The organism is Idiomarina seosinensis (assembly GCF_044797955.1).
GTDB lineage: Bacteria > Pseudomonadota > Gammaproteobacteria > Enterobacterales > Alteromonadaceae > Idiomarina > Idiomarina seosinensis_A.
The window spans coordinates 192,731-215,990 of sequence record NZ_CP085211.1 but is presented as its reverse complement, the minus strand read 5'-3'; the positions used below and the strand labels follow the sequence as shown (position 1 = coordinate 215,990).

General features: G+C 50.1%; 29 protein-coding genes. 10 read left to right on the top strand and 19 right to left on the bottom strand.

Annotated elements, in window-relative coordinates; genetic code table 11:
* Positions 1 to 2 precede the first annotated feature (2 nt).
* On the bottom strand, positions 3 to 494 hold the full coding sequence (locus LG288_RS01020) for a hypothetical protein (protein WP_404401156.1): 492 nt from the start codon (positions 492 to 494) through the stop codon (positions 3 to 5).
* An 84-nt stretch (positions 495 to 578) separates the two neighbouring features.
* On the opposite strand from LG288_RS01020, the gene LG288_RS01015 reads away from it, so the two are divergent.
* Positions 579 to 1,208, top strand: a complete 630-nt coding sequence (locus tag LG288_RS01015; protein WP_404401154.1) for a 2OG-Fe(II) oxygenase — start codon at positions 579 to 581, stop codon at positions 1,206 to 1,208.
* Positions 1,209 to 1,287: 79 nt separating this feature from the next.
* On the opposite strand, the gene rpmG is transcribed toward LG288_RS01015, so the two are convergent.
* The 3 genes from rpmG to radC all read right to left on the bottom strand — a co-directional run bounded on the left by rpmG (position 1,288) and on the right by radC (position 2,585).
* Positions 1,288 to 1,443, bottom strand: coding sequence for a 50S ribosomal protein L33 (gene rpmG, locus LG288_RS01010; RefSeq protein WP_008489399.1), 156 nt, complete (start codon positions 1,441 to 1,443; stop codon positions 1,288 to 1,290).
* Between the two features lie 12 nt (positions 1,444 to 1,455).
* On the bottom strand, positions 1,456 to 1,692 hold the full coding sequence (rpmB, locus tag LG288_RS01005; RefSeq protein ID WP_053953199.1) for a 50S ribosomal protein L28: 237 nt from the start codon (positions 1,690 to 1,692) through the stop codon (positions 1,456 to 1,458).
* A 218-nt stretch (positions 1,693 to 1,910) separates the two neighbouring features.
* Positions 1,911 to 2,585 carry a DNA repair protein RadC gene (gene radC, locus LG288_RS01000; protein WP_404401151.1) on the bottom strand — a complete coding sequence of 225 codons (675 nt, stop codon included), beginning with the start codon at positions 2,583 to 2,585 and terminating at the stop codon, positions 1,911 to 1,913.
* 110 nt (positions 2,586 to 2,695) lie between these two features.
* Here radC and coaBC point away from each other — a divergent pair, with 110 nt between their 5' ends.
* Genes coaBC through slmA form a run of 3 tightly spaced genes read left to right on the top strand, consistent with a single transcriptional unit; the run spans position 2,696 to position 5,017 of the window.
* Entirely contained in the window at positions 2,696 to 3,958 is a 1,263-nt protein-coding gene (gene coaBC / locus LG288_RS00995) for a bifunctional phosphopantothenoylcysteine decarboxylase/phosphopantothenate--cysteine ligase CoaBC (RefSeq protein WP_404401149.1), read from the top strand.
* Positions 3,930 to 4,385, top strand: coding sequence for a dUTP diphosphatase (gene dut, locus LG288_RS00990; RefSeq protein ID WP_404401147.1), 456 nt, complete (start codon positions 3,930 to 3,932; stop codon positions 4,383 to 4,385). Before coaBC ends, dut begins: the two co-directional genes overlap by 29 nt.
* 41 nt (positions 4,386 to 4,426) lie before the next feature.
* On the top strand, positions 4,427 to 5,017 hold the full coding sequence (slmA, locus tag LG288_RS00985; protein ID WP_404401145.1) for a nucleoid occlusion factor SlmA: 591 nt from the start codon (positions 4,427 to 4,429) through the stop codon (positions 5,015 to 5,017).
* A 4-nt stretch (positions 5,018 to 5,021) separates the two neighbouring features.
* Here the strand turns inward: slmA and gpsA are convergent, their stop codons facing one another.
* The 3 genes from gpsA to LG288_RS00970 form a co-directional block, all read right to left on the bottom strand.
* Positions 5,022 to 6,026, bottom strand: a complete 1,005-nt coding sequence (gene gpsA / locus LG288_RS00980; RefSeq protein ID WP_404401143.1) for an NAD(P)H-dependent glycerol-3-phosphate dehydrogenase — start codon at positions 6,024 to 6,026, stop codon at positions 5,022 to 5,024.
* Between the two features lie 20 nt (positions 6,027 to 6,046).
* Complete coding sequence (gene secB, locus LG288_RS00975; RefSeq protein ID WP_404401141.1) at positions 6,047 to 6,550, bottom strand: protein-export chaperone SecB; 504 nt, start codon at positions 6,548 to 6,550, stop codon at positions 6,047 to 6,049.
* Positions 6,551 to 6,635: 85 nt separating this feature from the next.
* Positions 6,636 to 7,067 (bottom strand): rhodanese-like domain-containing protein, encoded by a 432-nt coding sequence (locus LG288_RS00970; protein WP_404401139.1) that lies wholly within the window; start codon positions 7,065 to 7,067, stop codon positions 6,636 to 6,638.
* A gap of 181 nt (positions 7,068 to 7,248) precedes the next feature.
* Here LG288_RS00970 and gpmI point away from each other — a divergent pair, with 181 nt between their 5' ends.
* Genes gpmI through LG288_RS00955 form a run of 3 tightly spaced genes read left to right on the top strand, consistent with a single transcriptional unit; the run spans position 7,249 to position 10,733 of the window.
* Positions 7,249 to 8,790, top strand: coding sequence for a 2,3-bisphosphoglycerate-independent phosphoglycerate mutase (gene gpmI, locus LG288_RS00965; RefSeq protein ID WP_404401137.1), 1,542 nt, complete (start codon positions 7,249 to 7,251; stop codon positions 8,788 to 8,790).
* Positions 8,790 to 9,953 (top strand): murein hydrolase activator EnvC family protein, encoded by a 1,164-nt coding sequence (locus tag LG288_RS00960; protein WP_404401135.1) that lies wholly within the window; start codon positions 8,790 to 8,792, stop codon positions 9,951 to 9,953. Before gpmI ends, LG288_RS00960 begins: the two co-directional genes overlap by 1 nt.
* 3 nt (positions 9,954 to 9,956) lie before the next feature.
* Positions 9,957 to 10,733 (top strand): divergent polysaccharide deacetylase family protein, encoded by a 777-nt coding sequence (locus tag LG288_RS00955; RefSeq protein ID WP_404401133.1) that lies wholly within the window; start codon positions 9,957 to 9,959, stop codon positions 10,731 to 10,733.
* Here LG288_RS00955 and LG288_RS00950 read toward each other — a convergent pair.
* From LG288_RS00950 to ftsY, 5 genes are all read right to left on the bottom strand, one after another.
* On the bottom strand, positions 10,701 to 10,952 hold the full coding sequence (locus tag LG288_RS00950; protein WP_404401131.1) for a YkgJ family cysteine cluster protein: 252 nt from the start codon (positions 10,950 to 10,952) through the stop codon (positions 10,701 to 10,703). The genes LG288_RS00955 and LG288_RS00950 overlap by 33 nt on opposite strands.
* Positions 10,953 to 11,015: 63 nt before the next feature.
* A complete protein-coding gene (gene rpoH, locus LG288_RS00945; RefSeq protein ID WP_404401129.1) occupies positions 11,016 to 11,876 on the bottom strand; it encodes an RNA polymerase sigma factor RpoH in 861 nt (286 codons plus the stop codon).
* A gap of 161 nt (positions 11,877 to 12,037) precedes the next feature.
* Positions 12,038 to 13,027 (bottom strand): permease-like cell division protein FtsX, encoded by a 990-nt coding sequence (gene ftsX, locus LG288_RS00940; protein WP_404401127.1) that lies wholly within the window; start codon positions 13,025 to 13,027, stop codon positions 12,038 to 12,040.
* The gene (gene ftsE, locus LG288_RS00935; RefSeq protein ID WP_404401125.1) at positions 13,027 to 13,704 is read right to left on the bottom strand and encodes a cell division ATP-binding protein FtsE; all 678 of its coding nucleotides are present in this window, start codon (positions 13,702 to 13,704) and stop codon (positions 13,027 to 13,029) included. The genes ftsX and ftsE overlap by 1 nt, the downstream gene beginning before the upstream one ends.
* Positions 13,701 to 14,864, bottom strand: a complete 1,164-nt coding sequence (ftsY, locus tag LG288_RS00930) for a signal recognition particle-docking protein FtsY (protein WP_404401123.1) — start codon at positions 14,862 to 14,864, stop codon at positions 13,701 to 13,703. Before ftsY ends, ftsE begins: the two co-directional genes overlap by 4 nt.
* A 105-nt stretch (positions 14,865 to 14,969) precedes the next feature.
* Here ftsY and rsmD point away from each other — a divergent pair, with 105 nt between their 5' ends.
* Together rsmD and LG288_RS00920 are read left to right on the top strand one after the other, a co-directional pair.
* Positions 14,970 to 15,545 carry a 16S rRNA (guanine(966)-N(2))-methyltransferase RsmD gene (rsmD, locus tag LG288_RS00925; RefSeq protein ID WP_404401121.1) on the top strand — a complete coding sequence of 192 codons (576 nt, stop codon included), beginning with the start codon at positions 14,970 to 14,972 and terminating at the stop codon, positions 15,543 to 15,545.
* On the top strand, positions 15,542 to 15,838 hold the full coding sequence (locus tag LG288_RS00920; RefSeq protein ID WP_404401119.1) for a DUF1145 domain-containing protein: 297 nt from the start codon (positions 15,542 to 15,544) through the stop codon (positions 15,836 to 15,838). The genes rsmD and LG288_RS00920 overlap by 4 nt, the downstream gene beginning before the upstream one ends.
* On the opposite strand, the gene LG288_RS00915 is transcribed toward LG288_RS00920, so the two are convergent.
* From LG288_RS00915 to LG288_RS00900, 4 genes are all read right to left on the bottom strand, one after another.
* Positions 15,831 to 16,430, bottom strand: coding sequence for a YjaG family protein (locus LG288_RS00915; RefSeq protein WP_404401117.1), 600 nt, complete (start codon positions 16,428 to 16,430; stop codon positions 15,831 to 15,833). The genes LG288_RS00920 and LG288_RS00915 overlap by 8 nt on opposite strands.
* A 3-nt stretch (positions 16,431 to 16,433) precedes the next feature.
* Positions 16,434 to 16,856 (bottom strand): VOC family protein, encoded by a 423-nt coding sequence (locus LG288_RS00910; protein WP_404403113.1) that lies wholly within the window; start codon positions 16,854 to 16,856, stop codon positions 16,434 to 16,436.
* Positions 16,857 to 17,301: 445 nt separating this feature from the next.
* The gene (locus LG288_RS00905; RefSeq protein ID WP_404401115.1) at positions 17,302 to 18,474 is read right to left on the bottom strand and encodes a cystathionine gamma-synthase; all 1,173 of its coding nucleotides are present in this window, start codon (positions 18,472 to 18,474) and stop codon (positions 17,302 to 17,304) included.
* A 12-nt stretch (positions 18,475 to 18,486) separates the two neighbouring features.
* Positions 18,487 to 19,452 carry a PLP-dependent cysteine synthase family protein gene (locus LG288_RS00900; RefSeq protein ID WP_404401113.1) on the bottom strand — a complete coding sequence of 322 codons (966 nt, stop codon included), beginning with the start codon at positions 19,450 to 19,452 and terminating at the stop codon, positions 18,487 to 18,489.
* Between the two features lie 147 nt (positions 19,453 to 19,599).
* Here LG288_RS00900 and ltaE point away from each other — a divergent pair, with 147 nt between their 5' ends.
* Positions 19,600 to 20,586, top strand: a complete 987-nt coding sequence (gene ltaE / locus LG288_RS00895; protein ID WP_404403111.1) for a low-specificity L-threonine aldolase — start codon at positions 19,600 to 19,602, stop codon at positions 20,584 to 20,586.
* On the opposite strand, the gene LG288_RS00890 is transcribed toward ltaE, so the two are convergent.
* From LG288_RS00890 to LG288_RS00880, 3 genes are all read right to left on the bottom strand, one after another.
* Positions 20,574 to 22,112: a YifB family Mg chelatase-like AAA ATPase gene (locus LG288_RS00890; RefSeq protein WP_404401111.1), complete on the bottom strand. Its 1,539-nt coding sequence runs from the start codon at positions 22,110 to 22,112 to the stop codon at positions 20,574 to 20,576. The two genes, ltaE and LG288_RS00890, sit on opposite strands and share 13 nt — an antisense overlap.
* Before the next feature lie 91 nt (positions 22,113 to 22,203).
* Entirely contained in the window at positions 22,204 to 22,944 is a 741-nt protein-coding gene (locus LG288_RS00885) for a ferredoxin--NADP reductase (protein ID WP_404401109.1), read from the bottom strand.
* Positions 22,945 to 22,951: 7 nt separating this feature from the next.
* On the bottom strand, positions 22,952 to 23,200 hold the full coding sequence (locus LG288_RS00880) for an accessory factor UbiK family protein (RefSeq protein ID WP_404401107.1): 249 nt from the start codon (positions 23,198 to 23,200) through the stop codon (positions 22,952 to 22,954).
* Positions 23,201 to 23,260 lie beyond the last annotated feature (60 nt).

Below are 23,260 nucleotides of genomic sequence, written 5' to 3'. Positions count from 1 at the left end.
TACTAGCGTCCTAACAGCTGCTCTACAGACACATTAACGGGTTGGTAGACTTTATCCTGTTGCGGTAAACGCAGCAACAATTGCGGCTGGGTATACAACTCCACCAGAGCCTGCTGATTACCAACAAAACCAAGCTGAACATCCAACAGTTTCTCGGTCGGCTGCTGTGACGAGGCTTTTATCTCAAGGTTCTGCCAGGCCTCAGCCACCGCCTGCGCCTGTTGCGGCGTCAACGCGCAAGGTGCTGAGCACTGCCAGCCCGACTCTGACAAACGAATTTCCTGATCAGCAATCTGAATACTCTGCAAGCCACTGTCAGCCGGCATGAGCTGCATTGTATCACCGTTTTTTGGCTGTCCACCGGGTGCCGGACTATCCGGCGCAGAAAACCAGAATAAAAACATGAGTAACAACACCACGTAAACCAGAACGTTGTTCCAGGCCCGTTTTGACAGGGTGATACCAAAAATCGTGCGCTTATCTTTTCGTTTCATGAGCCGACTCATAAAGGGCTTGTAGGATAATTTAGAATACCCTATATTCGCCCTCAGTTACCAACTCTGGACAAATAGTGACCGATGCCCGCAACTCCTCATCTGGACGATATTGTTAATCAGCTTAGTGACGATGGCTATTGTATTATCCCAAACTTTCTGCAAGCTCCTTTTGCAGCTCGGTTGCACCAATACGCAAACGCGATACCAAGTCAGTTCTGGAGCACTGCCGCCGTTGGTCGCGCGCAACAGCAAACCATTAACACCATGGTACGTAATGACCGTATTCGCTGGTTAACCGACGAGCATGAACCCGAGTCCGCGTATCTGGCTATTATGGATGAGCTAAGGATATGGCTTAATCGCCAACTTTTTCTTGGTTTATTCGACTATGAGTGTCATTTTGCTCATTACCCGAGCGGCGCTTTTTACAAAAAGCACCTGGATGCTTTTAAAGGGCGCAGTAATCGGCGCCTGACCACGGTTATGTACCTTAACGAGAACTGGCAGGACGAACACGGCGGGCAGTTGGTTATCTACGGAGAACGTGGTCAGGTACTCAAGCAAGTGAAACCCGAGCGGGGAACCCTGGTGGTGTTTTTAAGCGACAAATTTGTGCATGAGGTACTGCCGTCTTTTCGTGACCGGCTGAGTATTACAGGCTGGTTCCGCCTTAACGCCAGTATTTCCGGCATCGTCGATCCGCCGCGTTAGTCATGGCCGGAATTTATTCCACCGCAGATAATAAAAAACCGGCCTGAGGCCGGTTTTTTGAACAGCTAAAGCCTAAATCTTACTTGATTTTAGCTTCTTTAAAGATCACATGCTTACGAACCACTGGATCGTATTTTTTGATCTCCATCTTTTCTGGCATGGTGCGCTTATTTTTGTCTGTAGTGTAAAAATAACCTGTACCTGCAGACGACACCAAACGAATCTTATCGCGCATAATATCTTTTCCTTACACCTTGATACCACGGCCGCGGAGATCCGCTAATACCGAGTCGATACCGTTTTTGTCAATGATACGCATACCTTTAGTCGAAATGCGTAATTTTACCCAACGTTTCTCGCTTTCAACCCAGAAACGGTGGCTTTGTAAGTTTGGCAAAAAGCGACGTTTAGTCGCATTGCGTGCGTGTGAGCGGTTATTACCGACTACCGGACGCTTACCTGTAACCTGGCATACTTGTGACATGTCTTTACTCCAAAATTGCTGCAAGCTCGCCTGTCGCCCAATTTGACCTTGCCTAGAAATCCGAGGGCGCATTTTATACAGCAAACAGGCCCGCTAATCAAGCTAAAACGGCGGTTTTTTGATCCTTTCCGATCTATCGCGGCGAATTTTACGCTAAACTCAGCGGATCTTCCAGCGCTTTCTGTGTTTACTTTTGCAGCGTTTCAAACCAGCTGACATTATAAAAGACCTCGCTCGGCAAAAGATACCGGCGCCCCGCTACCAATCACAAAATGATCGAGCAAAGCTACATCAATCAAGCCCAGTGCCTTTTTCAAACGATCGGTTACGCGTTGGTCGGCCTGACTTGGTTCGGCAACGCCCGAAGGGTGGTTATGAGCTAAAATAACCGCCGCGGCATTATATTGCATCACCATTTTTAATACTTCCCGCGGATATACCGGAGCCGCATTAATGGTTCCATGAAACAGTTCCTGATAACGCAGCAGCCGATGCTGACTGTCCAGTAGTAACACAACGAATACTTCTCGTGCCTGGTGTCGCAACTGTGTAGTGAGGTAGTCTTTTACCATTGCCGGCTCGGTAAAGCCATCCTGTCGTTGCAATTGCCATTGTAAATAACGACGTGATAACTCCAGCACCACCTGCAATTGAGTTACCCGCGCCGGGCCAATACCAGGGCAGGACAGTAGCTGCTCTGGTGTAGCACTGAGTAATGGACCAATACCGTCAAAATCCGTTAACAACTGGCGGGCAAAAGAAACCACGTCCTGCCCACGCCGGCCGCTCCCTAACAAAATAGCAATCAATTCGGCGTCGGTTAAAAAGCCCGCTCCCTGTAGCTGCAACTTTTCCCGCGGCCGTTCGGATGTGGGCCACTCTTTTATTTTCATCAACACTCCCGCCTGCGCAAAAAGTTGCAGTATAGTCGTGACTACCCCGAACACCCCGGTCGTGTTATCTTTACTCACATTAAATGTTCTTTACGAGCGAGAGAGCGAGCATGCAGCCACTGCAAAACAAAAACATTGTTGTCGGTATTTCCGGGGGCATTGCAGCCTACAAGACCCCGGACTTGGTGCGCCGTTTGCGCGAAGTGGGTGCTAACGTTCGGGTGGTATTAACCAGCGGTGCCGAAGCGTTTGTCACAGCACTTAGCTTACAGGCAGTGTCCGCAAATCCAGTTTCCAGCGACCTACTGGATCCTACAGCAGAAGCCGCAATGGGCCATATTGAATTAGCGAAATGGGCTGACTTAATAGTGATTGCTCCGGGCAGCGCCAACCTGGTAGCCCGGCTAAGCGCCGGGATGGCCGATGACTTGCTGACGACCATAGTACTTGCCAGTGCAGCCCCGGTCGCCATCGCTCCGGCTATGAACCAGCAAATGTGGGCGGCAGCTGTGGTGCAGGAAAATATCGAAAAACTCGCTGCCAGAGGTGTCACTATCTGGGGACCCGGTAGTGGCTCTCAAGCGTGCGGGGATACCGGCGCCGGCCGTATGCTGGAGCCCACCGAGCTACGCGCCCTGACGATAAAGCTTCTCGCCAGTCAGCAAAGCGCTGACAACCTCTGGCAAGGGCAACGCATTACAATCACCGCCGGACCTACGCGGGAGGCCATTGACCCAGTTCGTTACCTCAGCAACCATAGCTCAGGTAAGATGGGCTACGCACTGGCTAAGGCAGCGGCACAAGCCGGCGCGCGGGTAACGTTAGTCTCAGGTCCGGTTGAGCTGCCGGTACCCGAGGGAGTTAACTGCGTTAAGGTTGCAACGGCCGAGCAAATGCTGGCCGCGGTTAAGGCTCAGCCAATGGACGTTTTTATCAGCTGTGCTGCAGTTGCTGACTACCGGCCGGCAAACGTCGCTGCAGAAAAAATTAAAAAAGAGCAGCAGGATGCGCCCCCTGTTATTCACTTGGTCAAAAATCCTGATATTGTAAGTACCGTTGCGGCACAGCAAGCGCCGCCATTTTGTATCGGATTTGCGGCAGAAACTCAGCAGTTGGAAAAGCATGCACGCGAGAAGCTCTGTCGCAAGCAACTGCAGTTGATTGTGGCTAACGATGTCAGTGATAAAGCGATTGGTTTTAACAGTGAAGATAATGCAGTCACCGTCTACTGGGCTGACGGCGAAAAGTCGTTTCAGGCACAACCAAAAGTTGCCTTAGCCCGGCAACTGAACTTATTGTTTGCAGAGCGTTTTTTTAATCATACTGAACAAGGACAAAGTGGTAATGACCTCGGTAGAAGTAAAAATTCTTAACTCGAAAATTGGCACGGATATTCCGTTACCTCAGTATGCAACAACGGGGTCCGCTGGTATGGATCTGCGCGCCTGCCTGGATCAACCACTGACCGTTGCAGCCGGCGAAACGGTCCTGGTCGGCACCGGGCTGGCCATGTACATTGGTAACCCGGATTACGCAGCCACCTTACTGCCGCGTTCCGGACTGGGCCACAAAAATGGCATTGTACTGGGCAATTTAGTGGGTTTAATCGACTCCGATTATCAGGGAGAACTGAAAATCTCGGTCTGGAACCGTAGCCAGCAGGATTACACCATTGAGCCCGGCGACCGTATTGCTCAGCTGGTCATTTTACCGGTCGTTCAGGCGCAACTGGATATTGTTGATCAATTTACCGAAACCAAACGTGGCGCCGGCGGTTTTGGCCACTCAGGTAGTCAATAGCCCGAATTACAATAACGATAATTACAATATGAGGGATTACGATGGCGCAGCAAAAACGCAATCGTCGCGAAGAAATTTTACAGGCTCTGGCTGCTATGTTGGAAACCAGCCCGGGTCAGCGCATTACTACTGCCAAACTGGCCGCTAACCTCGGTGTCTCCGAGGCAGCTTTGTATCGGCATTTCCCGTCAAAAGCACGCATGTTTGAGGGGCTGATCGAATTTGTTGAAAATACGCTGTTAGGTAGCATCAACCTTATTTTTGATAATGAAAAAAATACCCTTAATCGCTGCCACGCGATTTTGCAGCTGATTTTAACGTTCGCTGAACGCAACCCGGGCATTAGCCGTGTGATCACCGGCGATGCTTTAATGGGCGAGCACGATCGTTTGCGTAGCCGCATTGACGATTTGTTTAATCGTATCGAAGCCCAGCTGAAACAGGTTTTGCGGGAAAAGGCTTTACGCGAGCAGCAAAAGTTTGCTATCGACGAAGGCGTTTTAGCTAACTTACTGCTGAGTTATGTAGACGGGAAAATAACACAATTTGTGCGTTCAGACTTTAAACGCTTACCGACGGAGCACTTCGCCCAGCAATGGCAAGCCATTGAACAACAGCTTGCCGCCAGCTAGGCTGCTAAGATTCGGTTTTACGAGTACGACTGAGTAAATCAATGGCCGCCTGCCGGGGCGGCTTATGCTCGTATAAAACCGCATACAGCTGCTCGCAAATCGGCATTTCAACCCCGGCCCGCTGAGCCAGTGCAACAACTTCGCGAGTATTTCGGTAGCCTTCTACCGCCTGACCTATTGACTCCAGCGCTGAATCAACAGTTTTGCCCTGCCCCAGAGCCAGACCAAATCGGCGGTTGCGTGATTGATTGTCGGTACAGGTTAAAATCAAATCACCCAGCCCTGCCATACCAGTGAAGGTCTCACTGCGGGCCCCTAAGGTGAGTCCCAGCCGTGTCAGTTCGGCCAGGCCGCGGGTAATGAGAGCGGTACGGGCATTAGCCCCGAAACCAATGCCATCAGCCATACCAGCGCCAATGGCGATAACGTTTTTAACCGCCCCGCCCAACTGGATACCAATAAAATCATCATTGGTGTAAACCCGGAAGGAACGCTCGCAATGCAGCATTTCGGACAACTCTTCCACAAACTGATCATCAGTGGAAGACATTGAAATCGCCGTTGGTAAGCCTTGCGCCATTTCTTTTGCAAAGGTCGGACCGGACAAAACCGCCAACGGATGTTTATCACCTAATGCTTCTTTTGCGACTTCGTACAGCAGGCGGCCTGTTTCAGGCTCCAGTCCTTTTGTCGCCCAGGCTATTCTGGCGTTATCCAGAAGCAACGGCTTTATCTGTTTCAGTAAACCTGAAAACGCATGGCTGGGAACGACCACCAACAGGTTAACCACATCACTGACGGCATCGGCCAGGTCATCGGTTACCTGCAGACTTTCGGGAAAGGGGCAGTCTGGTAAATACTGGCTATTTTGCCGTTGCTCGCGCATATTGGCGACCTGCCCGGGATCGCGTCCCCACAGCATTGTCGGTATACCTTTACGGGCAAAACAAATAGCAAGGGCGGTGCCGTAAGAGCCCGCCCCTAAAATAGCTACCTTTGGTTTGTGCATAAAAGCGTTGTCGCCTTTACTTATGCGTCAGCCTGAGGTTGCTGGTTCTGCTCAGCTTGTTGCTGCATATGACGTGCAAAAATTGCGTCAAAATTAACTGGCGCCAGGTTCAGTTGCGGGAAAGTTGCACGGTTAACTAAGCTAGCAACACACTCGCGGGCGTACGGGAACAGAATATTTGGACAGAATGAACCCAGCATGTGGGCAAGCTGGCCTTCCTGGACTTCTTCACCGATAGTGAAGATACCGGCCTGGTGTACTTCGCACAAGAATGCGACTTCGTCTTCAACTTTATTGGTCGCTGTTAGTGTCAGTACCACTTCATAGACACCGTCTTCGATTTTTTCGTGTTTGACGTTTAAATCCAGTTTCAGATCAGGCTTCCATTCTTTACGGAAGACGGCTGGTGAATTCGGTGCTTCAAAAGAAACGTCTTTGGTAAAAATACGTTGAATAGCGAACTGCACTTGTGATTGTTGTTCGTTTGGTGCTGCTGCGCCATTGGTTTGCTGTTCTTCAGCCATGATTTTACATCCTATAACTAGTTAACTAATGAGCATAAAGAGTACATTTTTGTGTCGCTAATGTACCTAAATTTTTTAACAAAAACTACTTTCCGGATACCACCGGCAGCTTGTCATTGCGCCATACGCTCATGCCGCCGGACAGAACTGCTACTTGTTCAAAGCCTTGCTGCTTTAATTGATTTGCCGCCCCACGTGCTGTATTTCCGGTCTGGCAAACTACAACAATGGGGGCTTCTTTGTACTTTTCAATCGAGCTGACCTTATTTTGTTTAATTTGCGCCGCAGGTAATGATTTTGCCCCATGAATGTGGGCTTTTTTAAAGTCATCTTCACTGCGAATATCAACAAATAAACCGTTTTCACGATTAACTTTAACCGTTGCCTGCTGATTGTTGAGCTCTTTTATAGGGGAGGATTTTGAGCGGATCGCTGTAACAATCAGTGCGATCAGCAAAACAACCCATAAACCACTCATAAAAGCATTTTGGCGCGCGAATTCGAGAATTTCCTGCATAAAAGTCACAGCTCTAAAAATTGATAAAAGGCTAAAATAAGCTAAGCCCCAGAGTATACCTGCACAAATTTCAGTTGCCAGTAAAATCTTAAACGGATGCGTACTCTGGCAAAATCGCGTAAGCTATGACTCAATTTATTGTGCAAAAACACTGTTCAACCTGAGACACAAGGTGTTCGTCATGAGCCAGCAAAAAAAGCCTTTAGTTTTAATGATTTTGGATGGTTGGGGTCACCGTGAAGACGCACCCGACAATGCTATCGCAGCCGCTAATACTCCGGTAATGGATGAACTATGGCAAAACTATCCGCACAGCCTGGTCGATGGCTCGGGCGACGCCGTAGGCCTGCCCGAGGGGCAAATGGGTAACTCCGAAGTCGGTCACGTTAACCTTGGCGCCGGCCGCGTGGTTTATCAGGACTTTACCCGCATATCAAAAAGTATTGAAGAGCGCAGCTTCTTTAGTAATCCGGTACTGGTTGATAACGTTAAAAAAGCAGTGGCTCAGGATGCCGCCGTCCATATTATGGGCTTAGTATCCAGCGGGGGCGTACATAGCCATCAGGACCACCTGATGGCTATGGTCGAACTGGCTGCACAACAAGGGGCCAAAGAAGTTTACGTGCATGGCTTTTTGGATGGGCGTGATACGCCGCCAAAATCAGCTAAAGCGTCATTACAGCGTTTTGAAACCCTTTTTGAACAGCTGGGGGTCGGTCGCTTTGCATCACTGTGTGGTCGTTATTATGCAATGGACCGTGACAACCGCTGGGACCGTATTGAACAGGCTTACAACGCCATCGCTCATGGCGATGCAGCGCATTCTGCTGCTAATGCCCTGGAAGCCCTGAGTGACGCTTATGAAAGAGGCGAAAGCGATGAATTCGTCAGCCCGGTTACCATTGCAAAGCCACGGGCAGTAAAAGACAATGATGCGGTATTTTTTATGAACTTTCGGGCCGACCGTGCGCGTCAACTTACCCGTGCCTTTACCGACCCGCAACTGGATAGTTTTGACCGTGGTCAGGTTAAGTCACTTAGTGGTTTTGTCGCATTGACCCAATACGCCGAAGATCTGGACTGCAGTGTTGCCTTTCCGCCGCAACCGCTGGCAAATGTCTTCGGTGAATGGCTGGCTAAGCACGGTAAAACTCAGCTGCGTATTTCAGAAACAGAAAAATACGCTCATGTTACCTTTTTCTTCAGCGGTGGCCGCGAAGCCGAGTTTGATGGCGAAAAACGCGTCTTAATTCCATCACCCCAAGTAAAAACTTATGATCAACAGCCGGAAATGAGCTCGGAAGAACTGACTGACGAAATCATTAAAGCCATTAACAGCGGCGACTTCGATACCATCATCTGTAACTACCCTAACGGCGATATGGTCGGCCACACGGGTAATTTTGACGCTGCTGTTAAAGCCTGCACTGCGGTTGATACAGCGGTTGGCCGCGTGGTTGAAGCTTTGCGGAAAGTCGGCGGAGAATGCCTGATTACTGCCGACCACGGCAACGCCGAGCAAATGAGCGATGCGCAGACGGGACAGGCACACACTGCCCATACAAGCCAGCTGGTGCCCTTTATCTATGTTGGTCGTGATGCAACGCCGACCAATGGTATTTTGTCCGACGTCGCCCCGACCATGCTGCATTTGATGGGGCTTAAGCAACCTGCTGAGATGACCGGCAAAACTCTGATGACGATTACAGACCAAGCCAGTTAATGAAAGTCGTTCGAGGTATTTGTTTTGCTTTGAGTGCCGGCCTGCTGATGTTAATCACTGGCGCAGGCCCTGCTGAGGCGGCGGTTCAACAGCCCAGTGAAGCAGAGAAGGAAGCCAAACAACAACAGCTTGAAGAGGTTCAGAAGCAAATAGAAAAGCGCCTGCAGGCACTTGAGCAACGAAGAAAAAAGCTCACGGAAACCGAGCAGGAGCTAAAGCAGCTGGAACAAAAAACCGCACAGCTGGCCTCTCAGCTGCGCCAGACCCGGCAGCAACAGCAACGTCTTGAACAGCGCATAGCCGCCAACCGGGATCGTCAGCAGCAATTGCAGGATGAGCAAAAACAGCAGGCGGAGTGGTTGCAAAAGCAAGTGGTGAGCGCCTACACCAACGGGGAACATGACTTCCTTAAACTGTTATTGAATCAGCAGGATCCGGCCGCTTTCGAGCGCTTGCTAAGCTATTACCAATATTTTAATCAGGCACGTATCGAACAAATTGAGCAGATCAAAGCCATAGCCGCCGAGCTAAAACAATTAGAGCAATCACTTCAACAACAAAGCAATCAGCTTACCGAGTTACGCCAGCAACAGCAAAGCCAGCGGCAACAATTAACCCAGCAGCAGGCCCGGCAGGAGTCCGCCATCGCCCGTATGCAACAACAACAGCGCGATGATAAACAGCGGCTGCAATCGCTGCAACAAAACCGTGAGCAACTCGAGCAGGTGATAGCGGCTATAGAAGCAGCGTTGCAGACAGACGTTCAGCTTGTCGGCCTGCGCCCGGTTAAAGGGCAACTGAACTGGCCGACACAAGGGCGTGTCCGGCAATTATTTGGCCAGCGCCGCGAAGGCCCGTTGCGCTGGAAAGGGGTACTGATTGACGGTGATAACAGCCAACCGGTGCATACCATAGCCGATGGCCGGATTGTATTTGCGGATTGGTTAAGAGGGTTTGGTCTGGTTATCGTCGTTGATCACGGTGAGGGTTATATGAGCTTATACGGTCACAATCAAACGTTACTGAAAAGCGTTGGCGATGAAGTTAAACGGGGCAATGAGATTGCTTTAATGGGGCAAAGCGGCGGCCGCTCAAGTGCCTCTTTGTATTTTGAAATACGCCATCAGGGCAAAGCCGAAAACCCTGCCAAGTGGATTAACTAAGGTATGCGAGTCCTTCTGCTAAGTGTCGTGCTTGTTTTCTTCAGCTGCAGTCAGGGACTGGCGGCCGAGGCACCCGTGCAGAAACCGAGGATTGCCATTATTATCGATGACATTGGTAATAACCGCACTGACCTGGATGCGGCTTTGTTGCCGGGCAACTTAACCTTTGCGGTACTGCCTTTTACACCATACTCCCGCGCCTTTGCGTTACGTGCTCACCATCAACAAAAAGAGATTATTCTGCACGCCCCGATGCAGGCGCTGAACGGTAACCGGCTGGGCCCGGGGGGTCTGACAAGCCTGATGTCAGCGGCCGAGGTCAAGCTGGCTCTTCAGCGCTCCCTGGATGCGGTGCCTCATGTAGTAGGTGTTAATAACCATATGGGCAGCTATTTTACACAGCTGCCGCAGCCCATGCGGGCTGTTATGGAAACGCTTCAGCATCGACGCCTGTATTTTATCGATAGCCGTACATCGGAGTTCAGTATAGCTGAGACAACTGCGGCAGAATACGGGGTACCTGTGGCCCATCGTCATGTCTTTCTGGACAACCAAACGGACGACTATTATTTACAGCAACAATGGCATCAACTTATCCGGCAGGCTCGCCGACAGGGACAGGCTATCGGTATTGGTCACCCTTACCCTCAGACTTTAGCTTTCTTAAAACGCCAGTTACCCAAATTAGCGCAACAAAACATCGAGCTTGTATTTGCTTCCCAATTGACGAAACAGGACAAGCCGGATTTAACCGGTACACTGCTCCAAATCAGTCAGTAAAATTAGGGCCTGATCACGGCTGGCACCGCAAATATCAGACTGCGCGGAAAACTGACGGCATACCGCTGGTCGCTCCGGTAGTCCGAATAATCGGCACTTGTTCTCTTGATCCAGTTGCACACAACGCTGGCCAGCTTTTTTACCGTCTTCCATACCCGGAATGGGTGAGCTGATAGAAGGCGCGATGCAACAGGCACCACAGCCAATACGACACTGCATATTTCCCCCAACAAAAAAGGCGCTGCCGGAGCAGCGCCTTTCTGACTAAACAAATAGCCGCGATCAGGCCATTGTTGTACGTAATTTCTTCATCGCATTCTGCTCAAGCTGCCGAACCCGCTCAGCTGAAACTTGATATTTAGCAGCCAGTTCGTGCAGCGTGGTTTTGCTCTCCGCTAACCAGCGTGACTGAACAATATCCTGACTACGCTCATCAAGTTGCTGCAATGCCGTCAGCAGTTTTTGCTGGGTATGAGCCTGATAATCTTCGGCTTCAATTTCTTCTGCTAAATCAGAGCGTTTATCTTCCAGATACATCGCCGGAGAGTAATTACTGCCCTCTTTTGAATCATCGTCGTCAGAACTTAGCTCAAACGCCTGATCATGGGCGCTCATGCGGGTTTCCATTTCCATCACTTCTTTAGTGGATACCCCCAGCTCTTCAGCTACGGTTTCAACTTCTTTTTGGCTAAACCAACCCAGACGCTTTTTCATTTTACGCAAATTAAAAAACAATTTACGCTGAGCTTTAGTAGTTGCTACCTTAACCACGCGCCAATTACGCAATACGTATTCGTGGATCTCTGCTTTTATCCAATGTACGGCAAAAGATACCAGGCGGACGCCAACATCCGGATTAAACCGTTTAACGGCTTTCATCAGGCCAATATTACCTTCCTGGATCAAGTCAGCCTGAGGCAGACCGTAACCAGAATAGCCTCTGGCGATATGCACAACAAACCGCAAATGAGACATGATCAATTCGCGTGCAGAACTCAAATCGTCCTCGTCGCGCAATTGCGTCGCTAATTCGTTTTCGCGCTCTGCGCTTAGCATAGGAATACGATTAACAGCCTGAACATAACCGTCAAGACCGGCTCCCTGCGGGACTGATAGCGCCATGGTTTGTAATTCAGTGCTCATTAATAACCTCATTGCTGGAAAACTCAGTATAAAGAACCGCAAAAGTTAACTTTAACTGCTTTCTATGACCCTTTTTTGACAAAAGGGTTCCTATTATGAAAAACCGCATTAATTGTAAATAATGACATTTGAGTATAACTAAGATGATTACGATCGCAAGCCTATCTTGGTTCAATACTTCGTATGTGGCGCCTGACTGCCAGGTAGGATCCCGCCAGCCCAAGCAGTATCGCAATCAGCCAAATCATCAGCATCTCGTTGAGGTTAAGCCCCGTCAGCTGAAACTGAGTCTGATACAGCTCGCTCACCTGTAACACCGAACCTTCGACCCACCATATCAGTATCGCCGTTGCGAACCATGCCAAAATACCGCCAACGAAACCGTACCAAACCCCGGTGTATAAAAATGGCCGCTGAATAAAGGCGTTGGTCGCACCCACCAGCTTCATCACCACAATTTCCTCACGCTGGCTTAAAATATTAAGCCGGATGGTGTTGCCAACGATTAATACAACCGACAGACATAACAATATCGCCAACCCGCCCATGATATCTTTTGCCAGATCCAGCAAAGCCTGCAAGCGTTGAAGCCACTGCAAATCGAGCTTACCAAAGTCAACTTCACGAGCCTGCTCCAGCTCTTTCAACAGCGCCTCAGCCTTAGCTGGCGAGCGGAACTCTTCGGCTGGTATCACCAGCAAAACGTCGGGTAGTGGGTTTGACTCCAGGTAATCTAACGTTTCACCAAAACCCGACTGCTCCCGGAACTCTTCCAGGCCCTGCTCCCTGGTGATTAAGCTGACCGTTTCGATTTCTTTTTTTAAGGACAGCTGGGTGCGCAATGTTTCAATCGTCTTGCTATCGATATCTTTGCGCAAAAAGAGTGACATTTGCGAGGCTTGCTGCCATTCACCGGAAACCGCAGAGGTGTTTTTTACCAACACATACAACGCCGATGGCAACGTTAGGCTTAGCCCCAATACTGCCATGGTCATCAGACTAGCAAAAGGGTTGCGCCATAATTCACCAAGGCTGCCAACCGCCTGTTGCAGATGATGAACCGGTACCATCAGCAAGCGTCGGTACCAGGGCAGCTTTTGCCGTTGCCTGGCACCAGCTGAGGTTTGTCGATTACCAAACAACAAGCTCATTAAAGCGTGTCCTCATCCAGTCCATCGTTAATCAAGCGGCCATCTTTTAATGTTAAGGTGCGATATTTAAGGCGGGCGATTAAGCCCAGGTCGTGGGTCGCAATAAGCACTGCTACGCCCACTTTATTAAACTCCTCGAATAAGCGAATTATCTCCATCGATAATTTCGGGTCCAGGTTACCCGTCGGTTCATCGGCAAGTAACAGCGGGGGCTTATTAACAATGGCGCGGGCAATACCAACACGCTGCTGCTCGCCTCCCGATAACATTTGTGGATAATGCCGGTACTTATCTGCCAGACCCACTTTTTGCAAAGCGGCCAGTACCCGCTTGCGGGCCTCCTGCACACTGTAACCTTCGATAACCAGCGGCAGTGCGACGTTATCAAACACCGATTTATCCATTAACAAACGGTGATCCTGGAAAATCATGCCGATGTCACGGCGCACAAATGGCACATCCGAAGGCTTCATTTTTCGCAGGTCATGGCCGTTGATCATCACCCGGCCTGCCGTCGGCCGCTCCATAATGCTGATCAGCTTAAGTAAGGTACTTTTACCTGCGCCGGAATGTCCGGTAAGAAAAGCCATTTCGCCGGGTTGAATATGAAAATCAACCTGACTTAATGCCTGATGGCCCCCCGGGTAGGTTTTACTAACCTGCTCAAAACGAATCATTCAGTGTCCGTGCTGGTTGCTGATGTTGTTTCTAGCTTACGGTCAAACAAGGCGGCAATAAAGTCTTTGGCAATAAACGGCCGCAAATCATCCAGTTGTTCGCCGACTCCAATATAGCGGATCGGAATAGAAAATTCGTCGGCGACAGCAAAAATCACCCCACCTTTAGCGGTGCCATCGAGTTTACTCATGACAATACCGGATACGCCAACTGCTTCGGTAAACAGCTTAGCCTGGCTAATGGCGTTTTGTCCGGTACCCGCATCCAGCGTTAACATCACTTCGTGCGGGGCCTGAGGATCCAGCTTTTTCATCACCCGCACGATTTTTTTCAGTTCTTCCATTAAATTGGCTTTATTTTGCAATCGCCCGGCCGTATCGGCAATCAGTACGTCAACTCCACGGGCCTTTGCCGCCTGCAGGGCATCAAATAACACCGAAGCGCTGTCGGAACCCGTTTTTTGCGCAATCACCGGTATGTCGTTACGCTGACCCCAAATCTCGAGTTGCTCCACCGCGGCAGCACGAAAGGTGTCACCGGCAGCCAGCATCACCGACTTACCTTCTTGTTTATACTGCTTCGCCAGTTTACCGATGGTCGTAGTCTTACCGACACCATTAACACCGGTCATCAGAATAACAAAGGGACTGTCCGACTTCGGTATCTCCAGCGGCTTATCCACCGGAGCAAGAATTTCTGCCAGTTGTTCCTGCAGGAGCTGATAAAGCGCCTCGGCATCTTTTAATTGTTTCCGATCAGCCTGGCGAGTGAGGCTGTCGATAATTTTGGTAGTGGTGGGAACACCCAAATCGGCCATCAATAACTGAGTCTCGAGCTCTTCAAACAGCTCATCGTCGATTTTTTTGCCGCGGAAAACACCAAACAGCCCGGCTCCAATGCTACCGGAAGTTTTCTTTAAGCCCTGTGTCAGGCGGCCCCACAAGCCTTTCTTTTTCGGCTCAGCGGTCGGCTGAGGTAACGGCTTTTTCGCCGCTGAATCTGCCGTAACCTGAGCACAGTCGTCGACCGCAGAGGGCAACTGTTCTTCGATATCACGGATTGGTGTCGTCGCCTGCTGTTCAGGCGCAGCCGCCTGCTCAGAAGCCTGCTCGTCACTGTGCTGCTTCTTTTTAAAAAGTGAAAACAAACCCTTTGCCATGTTGCTTAACCTTGGAACTGATGGTCACTAATGAGTAAACTATACCTTAGTTTATCACGCTCTTTCATTACTGACGATGAAGCACTTTTGATTAAGGATAGAGGTTTGAATAAAAGCGCTGGCCAATTACGTATTATTGCCGGTCAATGGCGCGGCACAAAGCTGCCTGTTATTGACCATCAGGGACTCAGGCCAACCACCAGCCGCATTCGGGAAACGGTGTTTAACTGGCTGCAGTTTGATATTCACAATGCTAAGGTGCTGGATCTCTTTGCCGGCAGTGGCAGCCTGGGCTTTGAAGCAGCTTCACGGGGCGCTCAGAAAGTGCTTTTTATCGAACAGGATCAACAGGCTGCTAAGCAGTTGGCCGACAACATCAAGCGGTTAAAGGCTGACAATATTGACCTTATTCAGGGTGATGCGTTAACCGTGCTGGACAATCATTCCGCGTTACCAGCCCCAGCCGATATCGTTTTTATTGATCCGCCATTTCATCAGCAGCTGGCTTTGAAAACATTGGCAAAACTAGCAACCTCTGCAGCACTTACCTCACAAAGTCTGGTCTACCTGGAGGTCGAACAACAAGCCAGGCTCGACTTACAGGCTGACTGGCGTATCATTAAAGATAAACAGCACGGCGCTGTGCGTTTCCTTTTACTTCAACGGATTAACAACTTATGACGGCAATCATTGTAATCGGCAAACTGGTATTCGTGCTCATCTGGCTGGCATTGTTTAGTGCACTGGCAGGCTTGTTTGGTGATTTGGGTCAACAAACTTATGGCTTAGTTGCCTTACTACTGGCGGTCATGGTCATTATGCATCTGTTACTGTTGGGTTTATTTGTCGCCATGATGAAGCCACAGATGCTGTGGCGCCGGGGTGATAGCTGGCAAATTTTAGCATTCGGGGTGTTTGCCTGGCTGGCCATTTTTAAACGCACCAACGAGCAGGCCGTAAAAGATGCTAAGTAAGATCTTCCAGTTCGAGACCTAAGTTTGATATGCCCTCGTCTTTTACCATTTGACGAACCTGTTTAACTAAAGCCGGGGAAACCTGAGCCTGCGATGCCAGAAAATCAATCATCGCCTGTTGCATCGCAAGTTCATACTGATAAAGCTCATGCTCCTGAACGTGCTGCTGCAACTGCTCTGGCGCAACCTGTTCCGCATCGTTCAGCTCGATAAACTTAAATACACTGGCCTGAGAAACTTTTGCGACATCGACCAAATGTTGGCTTTCCTTGTCCATCATGCCCTGCAGCAGGCTACTGATTGCTGTACAGGCATCCATCGCCGGATAGACACCCAGCAAATCATGTCCGTATTCGCTGGGCGTAACCTCATCAACTTTATCTTGCCAGCGGGCATAGTTCACTTTACCCGGGGTGGGCGACAGCCATTGATCCCAGCAGGCATTTAACGCTCCACGCAGGGGTTTGCTATCTCCAAAAGCCGTAATCTGATGAAAGAACTGATAGTTCGGCAGCATGCGTTCACACAAATAGAGTGCCAGCAGCGCCTGCTGAGGCCAGTCTAGCTGGCGAATTCTCTGAAAAGTATCCACAACCTAAGTCGCAAAAATATCAGCATCGCTGTTAAAGGTTTTAAACTCTAACGCATTGCCGCAAAAATCGTGAAAGAACATGGTACCCTGCTCTCCCGGCTGACCGGCAAAGCGGATGTAAGGCTCAATTACAAATTCTATACCTGCTGCCTTAACCTTATCGGCTAATTGTTGCCAGTCATCGCGCAACAATACGACACCGAAATGGGGCACTGGAACACTGTGGCCATCAACGCCATTGTGATTTTTAACACCGGCTATTTCGGGCGCTAAATGAGTTACAAACTGGTGTCCAAAAAAATTCCAGTCGATCCAGTGGTCACTGCTGCGACCTTGTTCAAGACCCAGAATATCACCGTAAAAGCGGCGGGCATTGTCCAGCGAGCTGACGGCTATGGCAAGATGGAAAGGACGTACCGCTGTCATCATCGTCCCCTTCTGATTAATGGCTTAAATGGGTAGCTGAAGTTGAGCTTGATGCCGAAGTCTGAGGCGAACGTTTCCACATTCTGACACCGATGGCAGTCATCAACATAATCCAATTTAACGGCGGAATAAAACCGGCCGTTAATACTGCTAACAGATTCCAAAGTGGTTTTTGCTGATACTGTCCTACCAATCCGTAGAACAACAACGCAGCTACGAGTCCCTGTAGTACCAGTAGGCTCAATAGCATAGTGTCTTTCCTTCTGTCTGTTTCAGTTTATTAATTTGTTATGTATTTTGTATCAGCTTATTGCCGACAACATAAGCCTACTGAATTATGACAGCACTGTAAAACTTTAGTTAAGCTATTGATTTGAAAAAGAAAAAGCCAGCTTTTTAGCCGGCTTTTTCGGTTTTTACAATCGATGTTAATCGACCTCAGCGATTAAAATGCCGCTAAGCTCTGATCCAGATCGGCTTTTAGATCGTCTAAATCTTCAATACCAACCGAAATACGTACAAAGTTATCGAGGATACCCAGCTTTTCACGGTTCTCTTTGGGTACCGACGCATGGGTCATGATGGCCGGGTGTTCAATCAAAGATTCAATACCACCCAGGCTTTCGGCTAATGCAAACACCTGTACATTTTCAAGAAACTTTCTTGCCGCCTCAAGGTCGCCTTTCAGCAGAATTGAGATCATGCCGCCAAAGCCCTGCATCTGACGTTTAGCCAGTTCATGTTGTGGGTGGCTTTGCAGCCCGGGGTAAATCACTTTTTCAACTTTGGGGTGTTGTTCCAGCCACCGTGCCAGCTCAAGCGCCGCCTCATTGTGGTGGCGCATCCGCAAAGCGAGAGTTTTAACCCCACGTAAGGCAAGGTAAGAGTCAAAGGGGCCGGCTATCGCACCAACCGAATTTTGCAAAAACAGCATGCGCTCGACCAAGTCCGGATTATCCCCGACAACCGCAATTCCGCCTACCATGTCAGAATGGCCATTAAGGTACTTGGTCGCTGAGTGCATGACGATATCAGCGCCCATCTCAATTGGACGCTGATTAAACGGCGTGGCAAACGTATTATCTACGACAACGATAATATCCGGGTTACTGGCTTTAGCCAGCTTAACGATAGCTTCGATATCGACCAGTTTTAGCATTGGGTTGCTGGGTGTTTCGACCCAAATCATACGCGTTTGTGGGGTGATTGACTGTTCAACCTGATTAATGTCCGCTAAGTCCACATAAGAGAACTTCAGCCCAGCTGAGCGGCCGCGTACTTTATCAAACAAGCGGAAGCTGCCGCCATAAAGGTCGTCCATAGCAACCACATGATCACCGCTGTCCAGCAACTCTAAAATAGTAGACGTTGCTGCCATCCCTGACGCAAATGCCAGGCCTTGCTGACCACTCTCCAGGCTGGCAACCGCCCGCTCCCAGGCAAAACGAGTCGGGTTGTGCGAGCGTGAATACTCAAACCCCTTATGTTCTCCAGGGCTCTCCTGAGCATAGGTAGAGCTGGTAAAGATAGGCGGCATAACCGCGCCTGTTACGGGCTCAGGTGCCTGTCCGCCGTGAATTGCTTTAGTTGCAAACTTCATCGATTTATTATTCGCCATGATTAGCCTCTGTTACAGCAAATTATTGTCACGCATCCAGTCATCGTTAAACAACTTGGATAAGTATCGGTTACCGGTATCGCAGGCTAAGGTAACAACCCGCTTCTTTTCAGTCTGATCACGGCAAAAGCGCAGAGCACCGGCAATCAATGTGCCACTGGAAGACCCTACCATGACACCTTCCGCCTGCAGCACTTCGCGTGCGGTTTGCATACCTTCTTTATCACTGATCGCGTAAGCCTGAGTTGCTAAATCCAGATCGCAAATTGTCGGTACGAAATCTTCACCTATGCCCTCGGCCAGCCAGCTACCCGCTTCGACTTTTTCGCCGCGATTAACTAACGGCTCTAAAATAGAGCCGGCCGGGTCGGCCAGAACCATTTCAACCTGAGCATTCTGTTCGCGAAAATAGCGCCCGACGCCGGTCAGAGTCCCGCCTGAACCAACACCGCAGACAAAGGCATCCAGGTCACCCTGCATTTGCTGCAAGATTTCCGGCCCGGTGGTTTTGTAGTGAGCGTCCACATTAGCCTTATTTTCAAACTGATTAACGTAGTACCAGCCGTTTTCTGCTGCCATCCGGGCTGCCATATCCTGATAATATTCCGGGTGACCCTTTTGCACATCAGAACGGGTCTGCACCACTTCGGCACCCATAGCCCGCAGGTTATTGACTTTTTCCTGACTCATTTTATCGGGCATCACAATTTTCAGGGGGTAACCTTTGCTGGCTGCCACTAAAGCCAGGCCTAATCCGGTATTACCTGCAGTTGCCTCGATAATTGTGTCGCCCGGCTTTAGTTTGCCTTCCCGCTCGGCGGCATCGATCATCTCAACTGCAATGCGGTCTTTAATAGAACCCCCCGGATTTTGCAGCTCCAGCTTTAAATACAACTCACAGGGACCGGTATCCAGGTTGTTGACACGGACCATAGGCGTATTGCCCACCATTTCCAGAACATTATTAAAAATTTTCATAATCGTTCGCTTTTTGCTTGAGGGTCTGATTGAATTATTAGCATTATCGCTATACTTTGCTGACTTAACAACCCGCTGGCCGAATGGAGAAAAAATGTGACCCGTCTGGATTTACGAAGTGATACGGTAACTCAGCCTTCTGAGGAGATGCGCAAGGCCATGGCACAGGCGCCGGTTGGTGATGATGTCTACGGAGAAGATCCCAGTATTATCGCCCTGGAAAAAAAAGTTGCCCGGTTACTTGATAAAGAAGCAGCCCTGCTGTGTGCGTCAGGTACCCAAAGTAATTTGTGTGGTTTACTCAGCCACTGCCGTAATGGCGAAGAATACATTGTCGGCCAGGAATACCATACCTACCGTTATGAAGCCGGCGGCGCTGCGGTACTCGGCGGCATTGTGCCACAGCCGCTGGAAGTTAAGGCGGACGCCACACTGGATCTGGAACTTTTGCAGCGCCGCATTAAAGTCGATGACCCACACTTCCCGATTACCCGTTTACTGGCTTTTGAAAATACCCATGCAGGACAGGTAATCGACTTATCTTATTTTCAACAAGCTCGCCAAATCGCTGACCGAAACGCCCTGGCCATGCATCTGGACGGCGCCCGCTTAGCCAATGCAGCGGTAGCCTCCGGTAACACAATGGCAGAACTGGCAGCACCCTTTGACAGTGTTTCTTTATGCTGTTCAAAAGGACTGGGGGCGCCGGTAGGCTCCCTACTTGCCGGCAGTCACGAATTTATCAGCCGCGCCCGCCGTTGGCGGAAAATGGTCGGTGGTGGTATGCGCCAGGCTGGTATTATCGCGGCTGCGATTGATTACGCTTTAACCCATAACTACCAGCGCTTAGCTCAGGATCATGACAACGCACGCTGGCTGGTAGATCAGCTAACTGAATTAAGCCTGGACCATGACATCCAGGTCTCCGCAACGCCGACCAATATGCTGTACGTTACCCTTCCGAACCAACCGATGGCCGCAGCTTTGCAGCAGTATATGGCTGATCATGATATCAAAATACCCGCGAGTCAGACCTTACGCCTGGTGACGCATCTGGACGCCACCGCTGAGCATTTGAATCACTTTGTTTATCATTGGCAGGCCTTTTTACGACAATCTACTTATAATGACTGAACCTGCTGTATCAATCGATCAAGCGCCCGGTAGCCCATTGCCTCGGCTAAATGGCTTTTTTGTACTGCCGGCTGCTGGTCGAGGTCGGCAATGGTTCGGGCCAGCCGAAGCGTCCGGTGATATGCCCGGTGAGACAGTTTAAGTGTTTCAATGGCCTTAATCAGAAATTCGTGGTCTGTCTCACTTAACTGGCAAATACCCAACAGCAAATTAGCCTTCAGATCGCTGTTTAAACAGCCCTGCCGCTGATACTGGCACTGATGGGCGGCAGCAACCTTATCCCGTAAGCTTTCACTGTTGGGTTGCTGCTCGTTTAGCCGAGCTTTTGAGATTAGGCGCAGGCTCTCGGTTTCGCGCGGTACAGAAACCTGAATATCAATACGATCAAGCAAAGGACCCGAAAGGCGGTTTAAATAATTTAAGATCTGATCGGGCGTCGAACGGCAGCTGGCCAGAGAACCATCAAACTGTCCACAGGGCGATGGGTTAAGTGCACAGACCAGTTGGAAGGCCGCCGGGAAGCTTACCTGATGAGCTGCGCGGCTGATAGTAACCTGACCGCTTTCCAGCGGTTCACGGAGTGAATCCAGTACGTGCCGCGAAAACTCCGGTAGCTCATCAAGGAACAGAATCGACTGATGAGCAAGACTGATCTCGCCCGGCTTGGGAGGTGAACCTCCACCGACTAAAGCCGCTGCTGAACAGGAGTGATGCGGACTGCGAAAATCCCGCCGACGCCAGCCCTTGCGTCCGCTAAGCCCTGCTACCGAGTGAATTGCCGCCAACTCCAGTGCCTGCGTTTCGGTTAAGGGCGGCATTAACCCCATAAGCCGTTGCGCCAGCATGGTTTTACCGGTACCCGGCGGACCAACAAAAAGAATATGATGACGCCCTGCAGCCGCCAGCAGAAGGGCCCTTTTAGCCTGCTGCTGTCCCAGTACATCAGTGATATCGCCATCGTGTTCCGGTGGCTTTTGCCGGAGGCTTTGCGGCTGCGCCTTGCGCAGTTCATTATGCTGGTGCAAATGCTCGAAAATACTGACCAGATCGGTTACCAGGTAACTGGTTTGCTGGCTGATAAGGCTGGCCTCGGTCTCGTTTTTCAACGGAACAAAGGCGCTTCTTTTCGCTGCGCGGCAAGCCAACAGCGCCGGCACTAACCCTGCTACCGGTAACAACTCACCGTTTAGCGCTAATTCGCCATAAAACTCGCAGTCTTTGGTGGCCTGTTGTGGTATTTGCCCTGACGCCACCAAAATGCCAACGGCGATGGCCAACTCGTAACGGGCCCCGTGTTTCGGCAGGTCAGCCGGCGATAGGTTTACCGTGATTTTGGTGGCCGGCGGAAACTCAAGGCCGGCATTCATTAACGCCGCCTTAACGCGATCTTTAGCCTCGCGGATAGTGGCTGTTGGCAGCCCCACCACCGCAAAGCCGGGCAAACCACGCGCTAAGTCCACCTCGACCCGAATTTCCGGCGCGTCAACGCCAAGACTAGCCCGGGTATAAACCGTTGCTAACGCCATACTGAGATCCTGTAAAAAACCGTCAGTATAGTTTCAGTTGCCTGGCTTACCGTATCAGGTGTATCGTTTTTTGCTGTACGACTTCTGCCTTTTACCAGTAATTCTCGGCTGTGACGTTACCGGGTTTACGGCGGGTATTTTTAGCTAAACCTCTGCTCGCCAATACCGTCCGGCTTTCTGCAATCATGTCGGGATTACCGCACAACATCACCTGACTGCAATCGCTAAGATGGCAATCCAGCGCGGTTTCCAGTTGCCCGTCGGCAATCAACTGAGGGATCCGCCGTTGCAGCGAGCCCGGTATGGTTTCTCGCGTGATCACCGGTTGATAACCTAACTGGCCGGGGTGTTGCTGTTGCCATTGCTGAATTTGTTGTTGGTAAACCAGATCAGCGGCATGACGTACACCATGCACCAGGTTAATTCGCTGGAAACGTTGCCAGGGCTTATCGGTTCGCAGCATTGAGATAAAAGGGCCGATGCCGGTGCCGGTAGCCAGCATCCATAAATTATCACCATCGGGTACTTCATCCAGAGTAAAAAAGCCGCTCGCCGGCTGAGTGATATTAACCGCATCACCCGGCTGTAACTTCGCCAGACGTGGGCTCAACTCGCCCGCATTAACTTTGGCAATAATAAAATCTAACACTGTATCGCCCGGCGCACTGGCCAGGGAATATGCCCGCAGAAGCTGTTCTGTACCATCGGTTAAGCCCAGACGAACAAATTGACCTGCTTTAAAATGAAAAGGCTCGGCAATAACCCGTAAACTAAAAACTGATTCACTCCAGCGGTAATTTTCTACCACTTTGCCACTAATCCACTGGACCATGAATGATTTATTCCTTGTCTTTTGCCTGCTCTGCTGCAGCCAGTTGCTGTTCTAATAACTCAACCCGTTCGCGCAAACGCAACAGCATTTTTTGCTGCACATCCATTTCTTCACGGGTCACTAAATCCAGCTTGGCTAACTGAGTTTGCAGGTTTTGCTTAACACGCTGTTCGACGTTATCAGCCATATCTTTAACGCCGGACGGCATGCTGTCCGTAATTTGCTTTGCAATATTCTCAATCGTCTTGTTGTCCATAATGATATCCTTTAGGTAAAATTGTCACCGCTACTAGCTTACCACTCCTTGCAGGGTCTT